14 protein-coding genes are annotated in these 17216 nt (G+C 35.9%); 8 read left to right on the top strand and 6 right to left on the bottom strand.

Translation table 11 applies throughout. The features are described 5' to 3' along the window. Nucleotides 1-358: 358 nt before the first annotated feature. The 6 genes from ABJQ32_00455 to ABJQ32_00430 form a co-directional block, all read right to left on the bottom strand. On the bottom strand, nucleotides 359-730 hold the full coding sequence (locus ABJQ32_00455) for a Fic family protein (GenBank protein ID MEP5288083.1): 372 nt from the start codon (nucleotides 728-730) through the stop codon (nucleotides 359-361). Further along, nucleotides 727-915: a hypothetical protein gene (locus tag ABJQ32_00450; GenBank protein MEP5288082.1), complete on the bottom strand. Its 189-nt coding sequence runs from the start codon at nucleotides 913-915 to the stop codon at nucleotides 727-729. Before ABJQ32_00450 ends, ABJQ32_00455 begins: the two co-directional genes overlap by 4 nt. Before the next feature lie 282 nt (nucleotides 916-1197). Next, nucleotides 1198-1509: a TCP-1/cpn60 chaperonin family protein gene (locus ABJQ32_00445; GenBank protein ID MEP5288081.1), complete on the bottom strand. Its 312-nt coding sequence runs from the start codon at nucleotides 1507-1509 to the stop codon at nucleotides 1198-1200. A gap of 193 nt (nucleotides 1510-1702) precedes the next feature. Then, nucleotides 1703-2215: a TlpA disulfide reductase family protein gene (locus ABJQ32_00440; protein MEP5288080.1), complete on the bottom strand. Its 513-nt coding sequence runs from the start codon at nucleotides 2213-2215 to the stop codon at nucleotides 1703-1705. 385 nt (nucleotides 2216-2600) lie between these two features. Beyond that, nucleotides 2601-4238 carry a chaperonin GroEL gene (gene groL / locus ABJQ32_00435; protein ID MEP5288079.1) on the bottom strand — a complete coding sequence of 546 codons (1638 nt, stop codon included), beginning with the start codon at nucleotides 4236-4238 and terminating at the stop codon, nucleotides 2601-2603. Between the two features lie 28 nt (nucleotides 4239-4266). After that, nucleotides 4267-4545 (bottom strand): co-chaperone GroES, encoded by a 279-nt coding sequence (locus tag ABJQ32_00430; GenBank protein MEP5288078.1) that lies wholly within the window; start codon nucleotides 4543-4545, stop codon nucleotides 4267-4269. A 202-nt stretch (nucleotides 4546-4747) separates the two neighbouring features. On the opposite strand from ABJQ32_00430, the gene ABJQ32_00425 reads away from it, so the two are divergent. From ABJQ32_00425 to ABJQ32_00390, 8 genes are all read left to right on the top strand, one after another. After that, nucleotides 4748-5458: a hypothetical protein gene (locus ABJQ32_00425; GenBank protein ID MEP5288077.1), complete on the top strand. Its 711-nt coding sequence runs from the start codon at nucleotides 4748-4750 to the stop codon at nucleotides 5456-5458. A gap of 155 nt (nucleotides 5459-5613) precedes the next feature. Continuing rightward, a complete protein-coding gene (locus ABJQ32_00420; protein ID MEP5288076.1) occupies nucleotides 5614-6591 on the top strand; it encodes a DUF4249 family protein in 978 nt (325 codons plus the stop codon). A gap of 206 nt (nucleotides 6592-6797) precedes the next feature. Next, nucleotides 6798-9437 (top strand): carboxypeptidase-like regulatory domain-containing protein, encoded by a 2640-nt coding sequence (locus ABJQ32_00415; protein ID MEP5288075.1) that lies wholly within the window; start codon nucleotides 6798-6800, stop codon nucleotides 9435-9437. Then, entirely contained in the window at nucleotides 9438-10391 is a 954-nt protein-coding gene (locus ABJQ32_00410; protein MEP5288074.1) for a DUF4249 family protein, read from the top strand. It abuts the gene before it with no gap. A gap of 71 nt (nucleotides 10392-10462) precedes the next feature. Beyond that, entirely contained in the window at nucleotides 10463-11419 is a 957-nt protein-coding gene (locus tag ABJQ32_00405) for a DUF4249 family protein (protein MEP5288073.1), read from the top strand. Then, nucleotides 11416-13452, top strand: a complete 2037-nt coding sequence (locus ABJQ32_00400) for a hypothetical protein (GenBank protein MEP5288072.1) — start codon at nucleotides 11416-11418, stop codon at nucleotides 13450-13452. Before ABJQ32_00405 ends, ABJQ32_00400 begins: the two co-directional genes overlap by 4 nt. Nucleotides 13453-13610: 158 nt before the next feature. Beyond that, nucleotides 13611-16247, top strand: coding sequence for a carboxypeptidase-like regulatory domain-containing protein (locus tag ABJQ32_00395; GenBank protein MEP5288071.1), 2637 nt, complete (start codon nucleotides 13611-13613; stop codon nucleotides 16245-16247). Then, nucleotides 16247-17206 (top strand): DUF4249 family protein, encoded by a 960-nt coding sequence (locus ABJQ32_00390; protein ID MEP5288070.1) that lies wholly within the window; start codon nucleotides 16247-16249, stop codon nucleotides 17204-17206. Before ABJQ32_00395 ends, ABJQ32_00390 begins: the two co-directional genes overlap by 1 nt. Nucleotides 17207-17216 lie beyond the last annotated feature (10 nt).

Raw genomic sequence — 17216 nt, 5'->3', positions numbered from 1 at the left:
GAAGGGTAAGATGACGATACTAAATGCGATTAGAAATAAACTACTTCACAGAATAGTGGCAGTAGTGAAGCGAGGAACACCCTATGAAGATCGAATAGGACAAAATAAAGTGCAAATGACTTGATTTTACCATAGATATCGTCAAGCTATCGGTTGTATGCCCACAGCTTGTAAAGAGTACAATCTAGTGAAATCTGCCGGTGCTCACAAAGTATCAGAAAGTACTGCGTCCCAAAAGATAAAAACTCCTGCGAGCTGCACTCAGTAGAAAGCACTGCCATTTCTCAGCGGCTGATTCACGGTCGAGTCACACTAAAACTAGCCAGAAAGCACTTTGGCATATAACCGATAGCGCCTGTTACCTTGAGTTCTTTTCAAGCCATTCTTTGATTTGATCGAAGCTCAATTTTCCCGTTGAGATTGAAATCACAAATTGATATTTGTTCTCTTGTGCAGAATGAATATCTAGTTGTTCGTTCATGAGTAGAAGTCGAGCCAGCACATAACCAGTTCTTTTATTGCCATCTATAAAAGGATGGTTCTTGACAATGCTTTCAAGAATTGCAGCAGCCTTGTCAATAGGTGTTGGATAAAGCTCCTTTCCGTCAAATGTTTGATAAGGTCGATTTAATGCTGAATCCAGCAGTTCATTGTCTCGAATTCCATTAGCCCCACCAAATCGTTCAATGAGAATTGCGTGAATTTCTAGGACTTCCTTCTGTGAAATCATTTAGCTAGTCTTTCCAGCAGTTCTTTGTCTTCAGTTAAGATAGTTCTAAAGTTGCGCGATAGAGAAACGGACTCAGTTGATTTTCCTTGCACGGATTTCAAATAATCAAACACCTCTTGAAGTACTTGTTCAGAAGTATTGTCCAAGAGTTCACTTATTGCTGTTTTTACTTCTTCTTTACTCATATATCAAAGATACGAATTTGATAGAATAACTGTTCGGTGCGAAAATTCAAGGTAACATTAATGTAAACAACATATGTCGTTTATCTACCTTTCAAATATACCTCTTTCGCTTATTCTGGTATGGTATAGGGCTTTCGCTAGATTAGTTCCTGTGATGATTATCCATTTTATTAAATACTTATAGTCGACTATAAGTATTTAATAATTGGCTCCTTACTTTTTTTGGACATAAAAAAAGCTCTCCCAAAATTGGGAAGGCTCTCATATCTATCAAAATAATGATTAAATCATTCCGCCCATGCCACCACTAGGCATTGGAGCAGCACCTTCTTTTTCTGGCTCTTCCGCTACTACACATTCTGTAGTGAGTAGGAGAGACGCAATAGAAGCAGCATTTTCAAGAGTTAGTCTTGTCACTTTTGTAGGATCTATGATACATGCTTTGAACATGTTTACATATTCGCCATTCTCAGCGTTGAGTCCGTAATCAGCCTTTCCAGCTAAAACTTCATTTACTACAACGGAAGCTTCACCACCCGCATTTTCTACAATCGTTCTTAGAGGAGCTTGGATAGCATTTCTAATGATTGTCACTACCTGGCACGGAAGTAACTCCCGTGCCTATTTATTCAATAAAATTAGTATCTAGAAGACCTTTACCTCAGCATAATCAATGGCACTCTTGCCATTGTTGGTTTTGTGACTAACGATACATTCCTAATATGTGGAGAAAAAGCTTGTTGGTGAATACCTACAGTAGCAGCATGCTGAAAACGTGATTCCTGCCTTACTTTGATAAGGCCCCATCAATCAATTTCATGAAATAATCTCCACTCTCTCCTTCTAAAATTGTTCCACATTGTGAATAAATCACATTCCGTTCCTTATCAATTAATATTGTTGTAGGAATACAGTTAACTAAGAATGTTTGATCTCCTTTAAATCCTAAAAAATCGATACCTCCTTTAACTTCCCAATCAATCGGATGTTTCTTTAAATAAGAATCTAGTTTTTCCTTTGAAGTCATTGTAATAGACCAGAAAACTACATCTTGATTTTTGTAATTATGATAAAGTTCGTTGAGAAATGTTCTTTCCTGCTCACACCCTGTACACCCAATATTCCAAAAGTTCATTACAAACACTTTATTGTGAATGGAATCAAGAATGACTTGTTCTCCATCCATTGTAGTAAAAGTATTATCCTCAAAACGTTCGTTAACCTTTAAAAATCCGATTTGAGCATATAGATTGACAAAGAAAATCATGCTGAGAAAAAATAAACTGACCTTGATTTTCATGATGGTTTCAAAGTAATTTAATGTTCAGTCGTAATTTTTGCATCAACCACTCTAGTTCGTTGTTCACCACATCTTGTTAACATGAAGCTGATAGAATTACAATGATAGGAATCCATTTATTTTTTTCATTCCTGCTACTATATCGGCTCTCAAATGAACTTTAAAATTAATGTAACGCGCATAGTGCTTTCAAATATACCTCTTTCGCTTATTCTGGTATGGTATAGGGCTTTCGCTAGATTAGTTCCTGTGATGATTATCCATTTTATTAAATACGTATAGTCAACTATATGTGCTTATTAATGGACTCTTTGTTTTCGTGTAGACATAAAAAAAGCCCTCCCGAAATATCGGGAAGGCTTTCTATGTCTATCTAAAATGATGATTACATCATTCCGCCCATGCCACCACCTGGCATTGGAGGCATTGGAGCAGCACCTTCTTTTTCTGGCTCTTCCGCTACTACACATTCTGTAGTGAGTAGGAGAGACGCAATAGAAGCAGCATTTTCAAGAGCTAGTCTTGTCACTTTTGTAGGATCTATGATACCTGCTTTGAACATGTTTACATATTCGCCATTCGCAGCGTTGAATCCATAATCAGCCTTTCCAGCTAATACTTCATTTACCACAACGGAAGCTTCACCACCAGCATTTTCTACAATCGTTCTTAGAGGTGCTTGGATAGCATTTCTAATGATTGTCACACCTGTGTTTTGATCTTCGTTTTCAAGCTCCAACTTATCTAAAGAACTCATTGCTCTGATAAGGGCTACTCCTCCACCAGCTACGATTCCTTCTTGTACAGCAGCTCTGGTCGCGTGAAGTGCATCATCCACTCTGTCCTTTTTCTCCTTCATCTCTACTTCAGTAGCAGCTCCTATATAAAGGATAGCTACTCCACCAGAAAGCTTAGCAAGTCGTTCCTGAAGTTTTTCTTTATCATAATCAGAAGTAGTGTTCTCTACTTGCTGTTTGATTTGATTCACTCTTGCAGTGATATCAGCTTTTTTCCCAGCACCGTTAACAATCGTTGTGTTGTCTTTATCGATGTTGATTTTATCAGCTGTACCTAGGTAATCTATAGTTGCACTCTCTAGTTTGTAACCTCTTTCTTCAGAAATCACAGTACCTCCGGTAAGAATAGCAATATCTTCAAGCATTGCTTTTCTTCTATCACCAAATCCTGGAGCTTTTACCGCTGCAATTTTTAGAGAACCTCTGATTTTGTTTACTACAAGAGTTGCAAGAGCTTCTCCTTCTACATCCTCAGCAATAATCAACAATGGCTTGCCAGTTTGAGCTGTTGCTTCAAGAATAGGAAGAAGTTCTTTCATGTTAGAAACCTTCTTATCGTAAATCAAGATGTAAGGGCTTTCCAACTCAGCTTCCATCTTGTCCGTGTTGGTTACAAAGTAAGGAGAAAGGTACCCTCTGTCAAACTGCATACCTTCTACAGTCTTCACTTCAGTTTCAGTTCCTTTTGCTTCTTCAACAGTGATTACGCCATCTTTTCCAACTTTCTCCATCGCATTGGCAATCATAGTACCGATTTCCGAATCATTATTTGCGGAAACTGATGCTACTTGAGAGATTTCATCGTTTGTTTTGATGTTTTTAGACTGCTTTTTAAGGTTCTCAACAACAGCTGTAACAGCCTTGTCAATACCTCTTTTTAAGTCCATTGGGTTTGCACCTGCAGCTACGTTTTTAATTCCGTGACCAAAAATGGCCTGAGTCAAAACTGTAGCAGTAGTAGTTCCGTCTCCTGCATCATCAGCAGTTTTCGAAGCTACTTCCTTTACAAGCTGAGCGCCCATATTCTCGATTGGCTCTTTCAGCTCAATTTCTTTTGCTACAGAAACACCATCTTTCGTTACGTTAGGTGCACCAAATTTCTTGTCAAGAATTACATTCCTTCCTTTTGGTCCTAGGGTTACTTTAACTGCGTCAGCAAGTACATCAACACCTTTTTTGATGCTATCTCTTGCGTCGGTATTAAAGAATATATCTTTTGCCATGATTTTATCGTTTTTTCAGTTTTATATTAAATTATACTATACCGTAGATATCAGCTTCTTTCATTATTAAGAACTCTTTACCTTCGATTGTTACCTCGGTTCCTGAGTACTTACCATAGAGTACCTGATCTCCGACTTTTACATTAATTGGCTCGTCTTTCTTACCAGTACCGATAGCCACGATTTGTCCTCTTTGAGGTTTTTCCTTCGCAGTGTCAGGAATAATGATTCCAGAAGCTGTTTTTTCTTCAGCCGCAGCAGGTTCTACTAGAACTCTGTCAGCAAGTGGTTTGAAATTTACTTTAGACATGTTTGTAAACGTTTAAGTTTAGTTGAATTCAATTTGATAAACCCATTATCATTAAATGTGCCAAGCACAGAATGTCAGGTTATTTGATCCATGTATATGACAATTTTGCAGGATGATATGCCAACTTCCTCTAAATCCACGTTTTTATCTTGACATACTGACATTTGATATTTACCTTCTCTCACTTAAAACAGGAAATCGTATGAATAGTTTGAAACATGACTGGTTGACAGAAGGCTTAATTGACTATGAGTATAAGAAGTATATTTTGCTGGCTTATTTAAAAGATATAAGTAAGAGATTTAACCAGTCAGAGCTTTATCCATTTATGACAGATCTTGTTTTTCATTACAGGAATCTTATAAAAGTGAAGGAGAGTAAAAAACTCATGTACGATAACTTTCCAGAGACACTTTCAAAAGCGGATTTTAATAAGCTGAGACTTACCTATGATAAAATTGTAAATGACGATGAGGTAATGCGACAAATAGAAGAAATTATCGCATTTGCATTGCCTAAAATGAAAGGTATGTTGGAAGAAGGCAAAGAGCTTTTTGAGTTTGTGGAGGAAAATATAGCATTGGAACCTGTAGGTGTGTCTCCGCTGTATTCAGATGAAGGCTATTTATTCATTAGTCAAGATTCATCCAAGGATATTGTGATATATCGGTATCAGATGACATTGTTTGAGCACGCAGAAGAGAAATTCAGAAGCATGTCTACCGAGTTTATCATGAATGAGATTCGCGGCATTAGCAAAACGTACGAAAAAATCAAAGTCAATTTAGCAAAGCAATTCAAAGAGTTACCCAATCCAGCTACTTACTTAGCATATAGTAAACTCAAGTTTCCATTAAATGAAACAGTGCTCCCTGTTGCTAAGCGCATGCTGGTTCGTCAGATTTCAGCTTAGACAAATAATAACGGTAAGATTAAAAGAAAATCAAGATTTCTTTGACCAGTAATAATGGTTTAGTGAGTGGGCTTTGTTAGCTTTTTAAGCTAATATGAAAAACTATTATTAGTAGAATGATTCTTAATTCTCACTTATAAACTTGAACTCTAGCTATGAGGTTTTTAACTTTTTTAATAGGGTGGTTGGTGTTTTTACTGTCATGCTCAGAGCCATTTGAGTTTGAAAGAGGAGGAAGTTTGATGATTTTAGATGGTAAGGTTTCGACTGAAATTGGCAAATCGTTCATCAGAATTTATCAGCTTAATCAAGATGGAACAAGCACTTCATATCGCGATTTTGATATAAAGGTTATAGATACAGAAGGTCAGGAGTTTTCGTTTACTACTATAGACACAGCGACGAATGAATATGTGTCAAGCAATTTCGGTTTTACAGCAAAGGAAGGAGTAGGGTACAAGGTAATTGCAACACAAGACAATGGAATCACTCTAGAATCGACTTTTGATGTTGTAAAGGAAAGTATTGATTTCGATTTTAATATAGGAGATACTACCGTAGTGGAAACAACTCAATCAAGCGAGCCGGTATTGAGGCAAGCTACTAGCGCAATAGCCAGTATTCCTTTTGATGGAAATCCTGTTTTTTCCAAAATGGCATTCGAGTACCGTTATATGGATTTATTCACATTGGATACAGTCACAGTCAAAAAAGAAGATGATTTTGTGCTTTTTTCTTGCGATGATAGTAATAACTGTAAAGACGTGGAAGATGTAACTGCAGGATTCACTACCCGTTTTGAGTGGTTTTTTATCAAGGTAAATCGTTTTTGTGATAGCTTAGCAGCTACTCCACTAAACTTTGTAGAGAACTGTGATGTGCGATCAGTGGGTTGCTGTGAATATCGAGAACAATGGCCAACTATATTCCAACTCAACGTTGAGTCTTTATCTCCAGAGTCTTTTGAGTTTTGGGAAGATCTGGAGAGACTGACTAAAAATAACGGACTCATCTTCGATACTTATCCCTTTCCATTAAAAGGTAATGTTACATGCGATGGATGCGAAGGAAATTTCTTTGGTTTGCTAAGGGCTTCCTCCGAAACTACGAAAGAGCGCATTGTTATACTCTAAAAATTGAAGCGGTTAACGGTTAAAATGGAGATGGTAATTTTCTTTTCAGTTCGGATTATTCATATGCGATTAGTAACCTAACTGTGCGACGATTCAATAACGAAATACTTCGTATCAAAAATTCATAAATAGAAAAATCCTGTTGTTTATAGTAATTGGTAATGGTTTTGCGATAGAGCTTTGTTTAGCTTTATACCTGACCTAGCATGAAGAGACTACTAACATTAATTGTCTATTTGACAATTTCGTATTCCTATTGTCAAAACTCGATTTCACTAGAGAGATATCTAGTGCATCTAGATTCAACTACTGAAAAAAGATTCATTTATCAAAAAAAATCAATTGATACGCTTCAAGTAGACGAAAAAGATGATGCGGACTACTTGAATGTTATACGATCTTCCATTGCAAATTCTGGCCTCCGTCTCCTTATCCATAAGAATAAATATGTATTCATTTACCCTAACCGATTGGAACTTGAAAAGCAGGCTATCTTAATCAATAATCCGAAGGCCTTTTCAATAGCGGATGCAATTCGTATTGGTAGTCCCGATAATTCCAATAATAGTGAAGATTATGTGCTTCAGGGCTTATTAACAGACGAGTCTAACAATTCGTTAGCGGGAGTTAACATAATCGTTGATGAAAAACTTGTAACTAAGACCGATGATGATGGAGGCTACTCTCTTGATTTAAAACCGGGTAATTATGAATTGAAATATAGTTATGTAGGATTAGAGGCAGAGGAAAGGTTAATTACCTTTTATTCTTCTGGTAATTTGGATATTTCTCTTTTCCCAGATTCAAAACTGCTGGATGAGGTAGTGGTAGAAGCTAATTCTTTCGAACAAAGTGTTGAAAAGGCACAAGTAGGTGTGCAGAAGATTAGTTTGGAAAAATTAGAAAAACTGCCATCCTTTCTAGGCAATGTAGATGTTATAAAAAGTGCGACAGCTCTCCCTGGAGTTACAGTTTCAGGGGAGAGTTCATCTTATTTAAATGTTAGGGGTGGAACTAACGATCAAACATTGGTCCTAATGAACAATACCACAATTTATAACCCAGGGCATCTTCTCGGTTTCTTTTCTGTATTTAATGGTGACTTTATTTCTGATATGACGATCTACAAAGGAAATATTCCTGCAAAATATGGAATGAGATCATCTTCAGTGCTTGATGTGAAAATGAATAAGTGGGCTTCAAAAAAGCTTAATGTAAATGGAGGAATAGGTCTGATTGATTCTAACCTAGGCATAAAAAGTAAATTTTTGGATGATAAACTTGATATTCATGTAGGAGGAAGAATATCGTATGTAAACTGGATATTGAAACTCATTCCTGATGCAGATGTAATAAGGAGTTCTGCAAAATTTGGTGATGCCAACTTTAGTTCTCGGTACCTGCTTGATTCAAAGAATAGCCTGTTTCTAACGAGCTACTATGGTCAAGATTATTTCAAATACGCTGACAGGGTAATCTACCAATGGCAAACTTTCAATAGTGGGTTAAAATGGTCCAGGCTTTTGAATGAAGAATGGGTTTTAGAATCTGAATTATTGGTAAGTTCATTAGCAAATTCTTCCGAAGGGCTTGAGTTGAATGATGAGTTTAAATTTGAAAATGGCATATCTGAACTCGCTTTTAAAAGTATTGTGAGTGGTGATAAGGTGGAAGCAGGAATTGATATTGCGAACTATACGATCAATACCGGTGAGATAGAACCGACACAGGCAAACTCTCTCGTTCAATCAAAGTCAATTGATAAGGAAGAGTTGCTAAATATTGCGGCACATGGTAGCTACTTGTTTACACTATTGAATGATAAGCTTGAGGTAAATCCAGGTGTTAGGCTCAACTATTTTATGAATTATGGACCCTCTGAAATAAACATATATCAACCCAATTCTCCTTATACTCAGAATAATGTCATTGAGAGGAAAGTTTTTGACTCAAAAGAAGCCACCTTTTCAAAGTTTGCATTGGAGCCTAGGTTAGGGATCAATTACCGATTTAAAAATCAAATACTGCGGGCTAGTTATTCTCGAATCAATCAATTCTTACATCTTATTTCCAATACAGCTTTGGTAAACCCAGCAACTGTTTGGAAGGGTAGTGATAGGTATATCCCACCCACGGTTATAGATCAATATTCCCTTGGCTATCAATATGATTTTAAAAAACGAGACATTTCAATTTCTATTGATGGTTTTTATAAGGATATGGAGGATTTGGTAGATTATCGTGAAGGAGCAGTTTTATTACTCAATGAGAATCTGGAGCAAGATGTACTCAGGGGACAAGGGAAGTCATATGGATTAGAATTTTTAGTATCTAAAAACAAGGGAATACTTTCAGGGCTTGTTTCCTACACGTATTCCAGAACGTTAGCTACTGTTATAGATGAATTTCAAGGAGTAGAGATTAACTCAGGGGATAGTTATCCATACTATACAGATAGACCACATAGCATAAAAGCAAGTGTCGACTATAAAGCGACTAAAAAATGGACGATATCTTCCAATTTTACATTCATCACTGGAGCTCCAATCAGTGCCCCGATCGCAGTATATGAGACCGGAGGAATTGAGATTCCTTATTTCTCTAATAGAAACTCCGAAAGAATACCTGACTATCATCGTTTTGATCTAGTAGTAACTCTAAAAAGTAGAATAAGAAAAACGAAAAAAAACAATGATAGATGGGTTTTGACACTTTATAATCTCTACGGTAGAGACAATGTGGCAAACATCTATTTTTCGGGAGAAAATGACGTTCCAGCCCAGCCTTTTCAATTGGTTAATGTAGGTAGAATTGTTCCTACGCTTACATACAAATTCGAATTCTAGATGAATAAGATATCCTCAATCTTTATAGCGTTCCTATTTTTTGCATGTAGTGAGCCATATGAATTTGAAAAAATCGATTCGGAAGTTTTCATTTTCGACGCTAAGATTTCAACAATTGAAGGTAACTCGTATGTTAAGATTCAAAAAACGAAATCGAATGTAGACGAAAATGCTCTCATGGGACTAGATGTGAAAGTGTTGTCCAGTGAAGGAGCGGAATTTGCTTTTATCTATAACTCGGAAGTAGGGTCATATCTGCCGCAGTCAAGCACATTTGCTGCGGAAGTAGGGGTGAGCTATATGCTTCGTGCCACAACCGAAGATGGTCTGATATTTGAATCTGCACAAGATACTGTTCCTGCAATAGTTGATTTTGATGTATTAACAAAAGATACAACGGTTTTTGAAGTCTCATCTGCCAATACAATTGTGGAAAAAGAGGCTATCGCTACTTTAGCTCAATTGAATGGCAATACAGATAATGTGTATGCTGTATTTCAGTACGGATTCAAATATGCAGATTTTTATACACTAGATACCTCAAATTTATTTTCGCAGGATGAGTTTACGTTGTTCAATTCTATAAGCACAGGAAGCAATACGAATAACTTTGAAATACCTCTAGGGATTTATAAAAGAAGAAACTGGAGGTTTGTGGATTATTCGCCTGAATGTGATGAACAGCGTGTTTTTCTTTTTGAATGCCCTTTTCCGTGTTGTAGCGAATTTGAGCGTTGGTTAGTTGAATTCTATGTGAATTTAGAGTCTGTATCTCCTGCGGTATTCAAGTATTGGGAAGGGGTTCAACGCCTAAGGAGTAATGATGGTTTAGTCTTTGATACCTATCCATTTCAGATCAAAGGCAATGTTTCCTGTGTCAATTGTGACTTTGAAACAGTCGGTTTATTAAGAGCAGTTTTTGAAGTACAATCTAGAAAGCTTGAATCACTATGAATGACATGAAGGAGATTAGATACAAGGAAAAAGATTTACTAAAATCATTTTGACAAATCGTGGAATACCTAATGAAGAACATATTGATCGTCATTGTTATTCTTTTCTCTATCCGATGTAGTAAACCGTTTCAGTTTGATGTAAGAAGCTCAACACTAGATGTCATTGATGCAAAAATTTCTACATTAAGTGAACGTTCATTCGTTCGCATCTACAGGGTTCTAAATGAGGAAGAACGAATTCCTATTTCAGACTTAGATGTGAAAGTAATAACAGGAGATGGGGAAGAGTTTGACTTCATTTACGATGATGTAGATAGATATCTTCCTATTTCACCTTTTTTTGTAGGGGAGATAGGTCAAGAATATAAAATGATGGCTTTCAAGTCTAATAGACTTATGTATGAGTCGTCATTTGACGCTATACCAGCACCTATCGAATTTACTATAAAGGCAAAAGACACCTTGATTTTAAGACTGTCATCTCAAAACATTATCGTTGATGAAAAAGCGGTCGTTGCAGTAGCTGAAATCGGAGCTCAAGAAAGTCAATCATATGGACGAATAAATTTTGGATACTCTTACCTTGATTTTTTTAGCAATGAGAAAACGGAAGTAGAGACTGACCAGTATGCATTGTACGCTTGTGAAGTCAATGCAGGTTGTTCGGAGAATATTAAGGTTCCAATTGGCTATACTTTTAAAGACGAGTGGCGTTTTGTTGATCAAACTGTTTTTTGTGAACTAGCCAGGGATACCACAGACTTTGGCATGATTTGTATTTTACCATGTTGTCAATTTTTAGAAAATTGGCCTACGGAATTTTATGCAAACCTTGAGTCTATGTCTTTTGCTACCTATAAATATTGGAAAGATGCTAACAGCTTGTTAAATAATGACGGATTAGTGTTTGATACATTTCCATTTCCTGTAAGCGGAAATATTACCTGCAATAGTTGTGAGAGCGATGTTGTAGGTTTATTTAGAGCAGTTTCTGAAACTATTGCCACTACACCTAGAACATTATGATACAGAAGATTGTAATCCTTTTATGCTTACTTTTTTGTCTTTATCCTCATTCAAATAAAGCTCAAGACATTGAGAATCAAATCATAGAGATTTATAAAAACTATAGGTCAGAAAATGCAACTGAATATGCATACCTAAAGACGAATCAGAAAATTTATTACAATGGCAGTGCTTTGGATTTTAGCTTATTGATATTAGATCAATACCTGTCTCCAAGTATTTTAAGTGAAATAGCTTATTTAGAACTTATTCATGAAGATGAAATTTTTCATGAAAAGTATATTTATCGACTTGACTCTGGTATGAAAAATGGACATATCAATTTACCAAGAGATATACCAACTGGTAACTATCAAATAGTAGCCTATACTCATTTCATGAGAAATTTCATTTTTGAAAAGCATGCCTATAGGTTGCCTATTTACATACAGAATACTGCAGATAAAGCGCAACAAATAGTGAAAGGTTTGGATTACTCAATACTCAAAGATGAAGAGGAAGACGATGTAGAAACCAACTTTAAAATTGAAATAGAAGAAGAAGCTTCAAACCTTTTTGTTGAGCTAAGTTCAGAATCCAGTAAGAAAGGTTTTTATTATTTAGTCAGTGAAGGTTTTCAATCTTTACAGTTTGTGGCGAAAGTGAAGCTGAAGAAAAATTATTTGAATATCCGTATTCCTAAATCCCAACTAAAGGGTGGGTTTCAAAAAATGATTTTATTGGATGAGACAAAAAATGTGTTGGCAATTAAGCAGTTCTACTTTAAACCTCGAAAAGGACAATCATCGTTTGAGGTTGAATCGGTCAATGACGGAAAAGTTTCAGTGAATTTCGAAAATAACCTGATCTCGAAAGTTGCAATTGTAGACGATGAATCAAGTATTCAGAATGATCCGATTGATATGTTCAGAAGGATTTACGAATTGTTTTATCATTTCCCCAACCAATCCAAACTGATCCATCTGGACTTTGAGCAATTGACCTCTCAATCTACTTTAGATAAGTATTCGCGATACTCCCTTAATCAATGGAAAAACATAGTAGCGCCAAGTAAAACGGATAACATGATTACGTTTTATCCAGAGAAAAACATACAAATAAGAGGTAGGATAGATGGTGATGACAGGCTTATTACAGAAGCTAGTCTCGCAATTCATTTTTTTAATAATGGATTAGAAACCATTGTGCCTTTCAGTAGGCTTGGAGAGTTTTTTCTGGAGGTAAGCTTACCTATCCCAAATGATTCATTCCATGCTTCAATACTTGATGAGTATGGGAAGGACATGAGTAAACATTTTAAGTTAGAATTCCATGATGAATATATGTCAGAGTATAAGAGTTCAACTGATTATTATGCTGATGCACTAACGGATTCCTTAATTGAAAAAGAGAATGAATTTAATTATGCTCTTTCAACCTTCTATGGAGTAAGAAAGTCTGAACCATTCTTTTGGGAGAATGACAATCTCATATTTGATAATGTAATCAAGGTACAAGATTATAGAGGACTAAAAGATTTTGAAGAATTTATCAGAGAGGCTGTAGAAAGTGTTTCAATTGCGAGAAGGAATGGAGAAATGCTCCTTAATATGATAGATCCTCAAGGGCAAAAGTATGACGCTCCTCAGTTGCTAATCTTGAATAATATTTTGTTGAAGAATCCTAAGCCACTGTTTGATATTCCACTTCAGACAATTGAATCGCTACATATTACCTACGATAAAAGTACGCTAAGACAAATGGGAACATCCTTTGTAAAAGGTATTCTTGTGATCAAAACAATAGAACCAATTGACATAGATGATGAATATATTGATCATCAACTATTGAGGAAGTTTATTGGATATTCAAGCAAAGAAATTGAAAACCTCACTGCTAAAGACTTCAGTAACTCAAAACTTCTTGAGTTATCTTCGGATAAGAAGGTATCCAAAAAGATAAGAGTGGACCCTGGCGATAATCTAAAATTTAATGTTGAGATGATAGATAAAAAGGGGAGTTATTACCATATCAGTAAAGTTTTAAAAAACTGATAAATGACTTTAACTATTTACTTTCATGAAATAACTGTGACTAGATAGAGCTAGATATCAAAATTTTGTGAATGAGGATGACAGAAAATCCTGTAGTTTATTAGCAAAAAGATAGTGGTTTAGTAGCAATGACATGTTAGCTTAAAACCTGACTTAGTATGAAGAGACTATTAACAGTAATTGCCTATTGCGCAATAGGGTATACCTATTGCCAGAATTCAACATCGTTAGATAAATATCTAGCCCATTTGGATTCAACAACTAACCAAACATTCTTATTTAAGAAAGTCTGGATAGATTCATTGCGTGTTCCGGATTACCAAGATCCAGACTATCTCAATGTTATTCAAGAAGCTATTTCAAACACAGGTCTCCGACTCCATACGCACCAAGAAAAGTTTGTCTTTATATACCCAAATAGGTTAGAAGTAGAAAAACAAGCTTTATTGAATAGTATATCTGGGAGTTCAAGAATAGTTGAAAATATTAGAATAGGTGACCCAGATAGATTTAATCCAAATGAAGAATATACTTTGAATGGAGTGGTCAATGATGAGTTTAGTGAACCTTTAATTGGCGTCAATATCCTCATGAATGGCAGCTTAGTTAGTCGTACTAGCTCAGATGGTAGCTATGCTTTAAAACTGAGACCTGGGAACTATGAATTGCAGTATAGCTATGTGGGGCGAGAGAATGAAACAAGACTTATCACCTTCTATTCATCTGGAAGCATAAATATTTCACTATTTCCGGAATCCAGATTACTGGATGAAGTAGTAGTCGAACAGCAAGGGCTTACTGACAATGCCTACGGCCCAGCTATTGGCATCCAAAGAATAGGGATAGACAAACTAGAGAAATTAGCTTCTTTCTCAGGGGATATTGATGTAGTAAAGAGCATAACTACACTTCCTGGAATCACCATTTCTGGGGAAAGCTCTTCATATCTAAATGTTAGAGGAGGTAGTAATGATCAGACGCTGGTATTGATGAATAATACAACAATTTTTAATCCAGGTCACTTACTTGGCTTCTTTTCAGTCTTTAACGGAGATTTTGTTTCGGATGTGACTATCCTTAAAGGTAATATCCCTGCTAAATATGGCATTAGAGCTTCCTCGGTATTGGATGTAAAGATGAATAAATGGGCAACTAAGAAGTTAAATGTATATGGAGGAGTAGGTATTGTTAATTCAAATTTAGGAGTTAAAACCAAGTTACTTGATGATAAACTCGATCTGCATATAGGCGGTCGAATTTCTTACATTAATTGGATTTTGGGACTCGTTCCTGATAAGGACATCCTTCAGAGTTCTGCACAATTTGGTGATGCTAATTTTTCTTCTAGATATCGCATAAACGATAAAAACAGCATATTTTTCTCTAGCTACTACGGAGAAGACTTTTTTAAATTTTCAGATAAAATAATCTATCAGTGGTCTACATTCAATAATCAGTTTAAGTGGACAAAAATTCTTAAGAATGATTGGATCTTGGAATCTGAAGTTGCTTCTAGTACGCTCAACAATAATTCGGAAAGCTTAATCTTCAATGATGAATTTGATTTTGAAAATGGTATCTCCGAATACTCGCTTAAGAGCAATATAAGTAACGAACGAATTATTGCGGGAGTTGATGTAACAAAATACAATATTGATTTAGGTAACATCAAACCAACAACATCGAATTCAATTGTTGAAGAAAAATCCTTAGATGAGGAAGATGCCTTGAATATTGGGATTCACGCGAGTTACCTAACGAAGGTTTCTGATTATTTAGAAATTACCACAGGCTTGCGATTTAATTACTTCATGAATTTAGGACCTTCAGAGATTAATGTTTACGGAAATGGAGCCCCTTTTACACAGGACAATATTATTGGGCAAGAGATAATTAATGATGGAGATTTAAATTATTCAAAATACACGTGGGAGCCAAGAGTAGGGATAAAGTATAATATCAATGAAAATTCAATAACCGCAGGATATTCAAGAGTCAACCAATTTTTGCACCTTATTTCAAATACGGTTCTTATCAACCCATCTACTGTTTGGAAAGCAAGCGATAGGTTTATTCCACCTACTCAAATCGATCAGTTTTCTTTGGGATATACTCATAATTTGATAAAAAATAATATTTCGATATCAGTTGATGGTTTTTATAAAATAATGAGTGATCTGGTTGAGTACAGAAATGGAGCCAATTTGGTTTTGAATGAAAACATAGAACAAGAGATATTAAGAGGAGAGGGAAGATCTTATGGAGTGGAATTATTGGTTTCTAAAGAGAAGGGACTATTTACAGGTTTAGCGTCTTATACCTATTCGCGGACTTTTGTAACGGTAAATGATGCCAGACAAGGTGTGGAAATAAACTCAGGAAACAAGTATCCTTTTTATTCAGATAGACCTCACAATTTCAAAGCAAGCTTTGACCTTAAGCTTTCTAAGAAGTGGACATTGTCATCAAATTTCACCTATCTGACAGGAGCTCCAATTAACACACCTGTAAATATTTTTGCAATAGATGGTGTAAGAGTTCCATTCTTCTCGAATCGAAATTCAGATAGAATTCCTGACTATCATCGACTTGATTTGGTAGTTACTCTTAAGAGTAGGATTCGCAAAACTAAAAAGAACAACGATCGCTGGGTTTTTGCACTCTATAATGTTTACGGGAGAGATAACATAGCTACCGTTTTCTTCTCAAGCGAAAACAACGCCCCATCACAGCCTTTTGCATTGGTCAATGTTGGAAGAATGATTCCTACTATAACATACAAATTTGAGTTTTAATGATTAGGAATCTACTCATTTACGTCTCAGTCTTTGTCGTTTCATGCTCAGAACCATTCGAAATAGACAAGAAATCGGAAATTATTGTTGTGGAAGGACAAATTTCGAATCTGATCTCTAGATCTTTCATACGTATTTATAGACTTAATGAGGAGGGAAATATCACGAGTTTCCCTGATCTGGTCGTCAATGTGATGACAGAAAGTGGAGATGAATTCGCTTTTAGAACAAGTAAGGGGTCGAATTTATACCTTCCTGCCGCTGGATTTACTGGAGTGGTTGGTGAAAGATACAGAATGGAAGCTAGAGGTCCGGAGGATTTATTCTTCGAGTCTACATATGACATGCTCGTCGAACCGATTGAATTTGAACTCAATACAAAAGACACAACTATAGCAATTTTAAATAGCCTAAATATTATAAATTTTAGTCAGGGCACAGCGGTAATAGCCGAGATTCCTTCTCAAGAGAATTCGATTTTTTCCAGGATGGACTTTAAATACAGCTACATTGATTATTTCACAGAGAAAACTGTAGAGGTCCAGACCGAAGATGAATTTGTATTGTATTCTTGTGATGATGATGTCTCATGTTTAACTTCTACTAATATACCAGTCGGTTCAACTACTCGACATGAGTGGTTTTTCCTATTAAATACACAAGCCTGCGGTAGTGCGGCTGATACATTAAATCTTCTTGAAAACTGTAATGCAACTTCATGTTGTCAGTATTTTGAGGACTGGCCAGCAGAATTTGAAATTAGAGTAGAATCTATGTCTCAAGAGTCTTATGAATTTTGGGCAGAGGTGGTGAGATTAAGACAGAATAACGGATTAATATTTGATACGTATCCTTTTCCAATATCAGGTAATATTTCATGTGAAAATTGCGACAAAGAAGTAGTCGGAATATTTAGAACTGTTTCAGAGACATTTGAGAAAAAAACTGTGATTCTGTAAAAATTATAAA

The sequence above is a fragment of the Marinobacter alexandrii genome (assembly GCA_039984955.1).
GTDB lineage: Bacteria > Bacteroidota > Bacteroidia > Cytophagales > Cyclobacteriaceae > Ekhidna.
Note: the sequence above shows the minus strand (reverse complement) of the source record. Positions and strands in the feature narration are given on the sequence as shown.

Bases quoted from the DNA above. Each gene is read 5' to 3' on its own strand.
- ABJQ32_00455 (MEP5288083.1), bottom strand. From the start codon at position 730: ATGATTTCACAGAAGGAAGTCCTAGAAATTCACGCAATTCTCATTGAA.
- ABJQ32_00450 (MEP5288082.1), bottom strand. From the start codon at position 915: ATGAGTAAAGAAGAAGTAAAAACAGCAATAAGTGAACTCTTGGACAAT.
- ABJQ32_00440 (MEP5288080.1), bottom strand. From the start codon at position 2,215: ATGAAAATCAAGGTCAGTTTATTTTTTCTCAGCATGATTTTCTTTGTC.
- ABJQ32_00430 (MEP5288078.1), bottom strand. From the start codon at position 4,545: ATGTCTAAAGTAAATTTCAAACCACTTGCTGACAGAGTTCTAGTAGAA.
- ABJQ32_00425 (MEP5288077.1), top strand. From the start codon at position 4,748: ATGAATAGTTTGAAACATGACTGGTTGACAGAAGGCTTAATTGACTAT.
- ABJQ32_00420 (MEP5288076.1), top strand. From the start codon at position 5,614: ATGAGGTTTTTAACTTTTTTAATAGGGTGGTTGGTGTTTTTACTGTCA.
- ABJQ32_00415 (MEP5288075.1), top strand. From the start codon at position 6,798: ATGAAGAGACTACTAACATTAATTGTCTATTTGACAATTTCGTATTCC.
- ABJQ32_00410 (MEP5288074.1), top strand. From the start codon at position 9,438: ATGAATAAGATATCCTCAATCTTTATAGCGTTCCTATTTTTTGCATGT.
- ABJQ32_00405 (MEP5288073.1), top strand. From the start codon at position 10,463: ATGAAGAACATATTGATCGTCATTGTTATTCTTTTCTCTATCCGATGT.
- ABJQ32_00400 (MEP5288072.1), top strand. From the start codon at position 11,416: ATGATACAGAAGATTGTAATCCTTTTATGCTTACTTTTTTGTCTTTAT.
- ABJQ32_00395 (MEP5288071.1), top strand. From the start codon at position 13,611: ATGAAGAGACTATTAACAGTAATTGCCTATTGCGCAATAGGGTATACC.
- ABJQ32_00390 (MEP5288070.1), top strand. From the start codon at position 16,247: ATGATTAGGAATCTACTCATTTACGTCTCAGTCTTTGTCGTTTCATGC.